The organism is Mesorhizobium sp. M7D.F.Ca.US.004.03.1.1, from assembly GCF_003998635.1.
Classification (GTDB): Bacteria; Pseudomonadota; Alphaproteobacteria; order Rhizobiales; family Rhizobiaceae; genus Mesorhizobium; species Mesorhizobium loti.
The window spans coordinates 1-3,301 of record NZ_RZQG01000677.1 but is presented as its reverse complement, the minus strand read 5'-3'; the positions used below and the strand labels follow the sequence as shown (position 1 = coordinate 3,301).

3 protein-coding genes and 1 pseudogene are annotated in these 3,301 nt (G+C 63.2%); 1 reads left to right on the top strand and 3 read right to left on the bottom strand.

The annotated features are described in order from the left end of the window. Window positions 1-354 (top strand): annotated as a pseudogene (locus tag EN935_RS27840) (ATP-binding cassette domain-containing protein); the annotation flags it as partial. 43 nt (window positions 355-397) lie between these two features. Here the strand turns inward: EN935_RS27840 and EN935_RS27835 are convergent. The 3 genes from EN935_RS27835 to EN935_RS27825 form a co-directional block, all read right to left on the bottom strand. Beyond that, complete coding sequence (locus EN935_RS27835; RefSeq protein WP_109666185.1) at window positions 398-1,678, bottom strand: cysteine desulfurase-like protein; 1,281 nt, start codon at window positions 1,676-1,678, stop codon at window positions 398-400. 48 nt (window positions 1,679-1,726) lie between these two features. After that, on the bottom strand, window positions 1,727-2,401 hold the full coding sequence (locus EN935_RS27830; RefSeq protein ID WP_109666187.1) for an amino acid ABC transporter permease: 675 nt from the start codon (window positions 2,399-2,401) through the stop codon (window positions 1,727-1,729). A gap of 152 nt (window positions 2,402-2,553) precedes the next feature. Next, window positions 2,554-3,301 (bottom strand): ABC transporter substrate-binding protein (locus tag EN935_RS27825; protein ID WP_164771386.1); only part of this gene is annotated, 748 nt, incomplete at its 5' end.

The window sequence follows — 3,301 nt, the reverse complement described above, 5'->3', positions numbered from 1 at the left end:
CGCCAGCGCATCGCCATTGCCCGCGCGCTGATGCTCAACCCGAGCCTGCTGGTGCTGGACGAGCCGGTCTCGGCGCTCGATCTTTCGGTGCAGGCGCAGGTGCTGAACCTGCTCGCCGACCTGCAGGACGAATTCCAGCTGACCTATGTCTTCATCAGCCACGATTTGTCCGTGGTGCGCTACATCGCCGACGACGTGATGGTGATGTATTTCGGCGAAGCGGTCGAATACGGCTCGCGCGACGAGGTCTTTGCCGACCCCAAGCACAGCTACACCAGGACGCTGTTCGCCGCGACGCCGCGTGCCGACGTCGCCTCGATCAAGGCCAGACTGGCGAAGAAGAAGGCGGCTTAACGTCTCTTCGTCATCCTAGGGCGGAGCTCCGCGAAGCGTCGTTTCACGACAACTTCGCGATGATGGCGCGCAGCGCTGCGCCGAAGCGCCGGACTTCCTCAACCGTGTTGTAGTGGACCAGCGAGGCGCGGATGGCGCCGCTGTCCATCGAGAGGTTGAGACGCTTCATCAGCCGTGGCGCGTACATGTGGCCGTCGCGGATGCCGATCTGCATCTCGGCCATTTCCTCGACGATCCGCTGCGGCGAGAGCTTGCCGATGTTGAAGCAGAAGGTCGGCACGCGCTCGGTGATGCGGGCCTCGTCGGCAACGCCATAGATGGTCGCGCCGCAGTCCTTGAGCACGCCAAGCATCTCGCGCGCCAGCACCAACTCATAGTCGCGGATGGCGCCCATGCCGGCGACGATGTTGTCGCGCCGCGAGCGGTTGTTGGAGGGTGCCAGGTTGCGGCCGATCAGTTCCAGATACTGCACGGCGGCATCCATGCCTGAAACGTTCTCGTAGATGAAGGTGCCGGCCTCGACCTTGTAGGGCGGCTCGTCGGGGATGAAATCCTCGCGGAAGGTAGGCAGCCGCTTCAGTGTTTCGAAACGGCCCCACAGGAAGCCCATATGCGGCGAGAAATTCTTGTAGCCGGAGCAGACGAGATAGTCGCAGTCCCAGGCCTGCACGTCGATCAGCCCGTGCGGCCCGTAGTGCACACAGTCGAGGAACACTTCGGCGCCGGCCGCGTGCGCGATACCAGCCACGGAAGCGACATCGACGATCGAGCCGATCGAATGCGCCGTCACCGTGCAGGCGACGAGACGGGTGCGGTCGGAAACCAGCGGGCGCAGATCGTCGACATGCAGATTGCCGTCCTCGCGCATGCGCCACCATTTGAACTTTGCGCCGGCGGACTCCAGCGCCAGCCATGTCGCGATGTTGGCGTCGTGGTCCATGTCGGTGACGACGATCTCGTCGCGCTCTTGCAGCATCTGGCCGATGCCGAGGCTGACCAGGCGAATGAACGAGGTGGCGTTCATGCCGAAGCAGATTTCCGCCGGGCTGTAGGCATTGATCAGCAGCGCGACGCTTGTCCGAGCATCGGCAACCGACTGGTCGACGGTGACGCTGCGGCCATAACGGCCGCCACGCTGCACATTGTGCGAAACCAGATGATTGGTAACCGCGTCGAGCACGCTTTGCGGGATCTGTGCGCCGGCGGCATTGTCCAAAAAGATGAAGTCGCCGGCCCGCTGCAAGGCTGGAAACATGGCGCGGATAGTGTCGACGGGGAACGCGCCGGAGGCGCTGTTCGCGTTGTCGGTTTGATGCTTGTTCACGGGCAGGCTCCTGCGAAGGACTTGGGCGGGGTGGATCAGTTGGCGAGGTCAGCGCTTCTTTTCGGTCTTGAAGCGCTCTTCAAGCAGGCTGACGAGGCGGACCATCGGCCAGAGGAAGATGAGATAGACAAGCGCGGCGCCGATCAACGGCGAGGGATTGGCGTAGAGCGACTGCGCGTTGGTCGCTTCCTTCAAGAGTTCCGGCAGCGCCACGGTCGAGGCGAGCGAGGTGTCCTTGAACATCGAGACGCAGTTGCTGGTCATCGGCGGGATGACCACGCGGATCGCTTGCGGCAGCACCACCTTGCGCAGGGTCAGCAGGAAGGGCAGGCCAAGCGCCTGCGACGCCTCGAACTGGCCACGCGGAATGCTTTCGATGCCGGAGCGGAACACTTCGGCCGAGTAGGCCGACATGATGAAGGCGAAGGCAGTCACGGCGGAGGCCCAGGACGACAGGCGTATGCCGAGGAAGGGCAGCGCATAGTAGATCAGGATCAGCACGACCAGCACCGGCAGGGCGCGGAAGATGTCGGTATAGCCGACCGCCAGCCACCGCAGCGGCTTCGGTGCATAGAGTCGCACCAGGCTGATCGCCAGGCCGATGGGGATGCCGATGCCGATGCTCAAAATGCCGAGCAGCAGCGTGTTCAGGAAGCCGCGCAGCAGCGCCGGCAGGCTGGATATGATGACATCGGGGTTGAAGAAGGTATCCAGCAGCGACATGGGAGCGTTCCCGAACCCGAGAGCAAGGATGCTCAGGTTAAAACCAATCGACCTCGCCAGCGGCGAGACGGTCTGCGCGGAAGCCGGCGCTGGAGCATGAAATAAATCGTGCCGGCCTGGAAAGCCGGCACGATGTCAGCGCAGCTTTCAGCTCAGGCCTTCGGCAGCGGCATTTCCTTCATGGTCGAAGAGTCGGCAGGCGCGTCGCTGCCGAACCACTTCTTATGGATGGCGGCCAGCGTGCCGTCCTTCTTCATCGCGCTCAGCGCGTCGTTCAGCTTGCCGAGCAGCGGGTGGTCCTTGGTCATCATCAGGCCGTATTGTTCGCCGGTCTTGATGCGTTCCTTGACGACCAGATCCTTCATCTTGGTGAAGGAATACTCCATGCCCGGAATGTCGCTGACGGCGGCATCGACGCGGCCGGCGCTGAGGTCGAGCAGCAGGTTCTGCTGCGTGTCATAACCCTTCACGTCGCTGAAGCCGTCGGCTTCCTGATGCGCCTTGACCCAGGTCTCGCCGGTCGAGCCGGACAGCACGCCGACGATCTTGCCCTTGAGGTCGGCTTCGGCCTTGATCGGGCTGTCGGTCTTGGTGGCGATGCCCATGTCGGAATCATAATAGGGCTGCGTGAACGACTGCGACTTCAGCCGCTCCGCCGTGATGGTGATCGACGAGATGGCGACATCGATGCGCTTCGACGTGGTGGCGGCGAACAGCGCCTGGAAGCCGAGATCGGCGATGTCGGTGGTCATGCCGATGCGCTTGGCTGCTTCGTTGACGATGTCGACTTCGAAGCCCTCGAAGGTGCCGCTCTCGTTCTTGTATTCGAACGGCGGATTGGTCGGGTACGCGCCGACATTGAGCACGTCCGCGGCATAGGCGGTGGGGGGGGCGGCGGCG

Coding starts and splice junctions, on each gene's coding strand:
- EN935_RS27830 (WP_109666187.1), bottom strand. CDS start 2,401: ATGTCGCTGCTGGATACCTTCTTCAACCCCGATGTCATCATATCCAGC.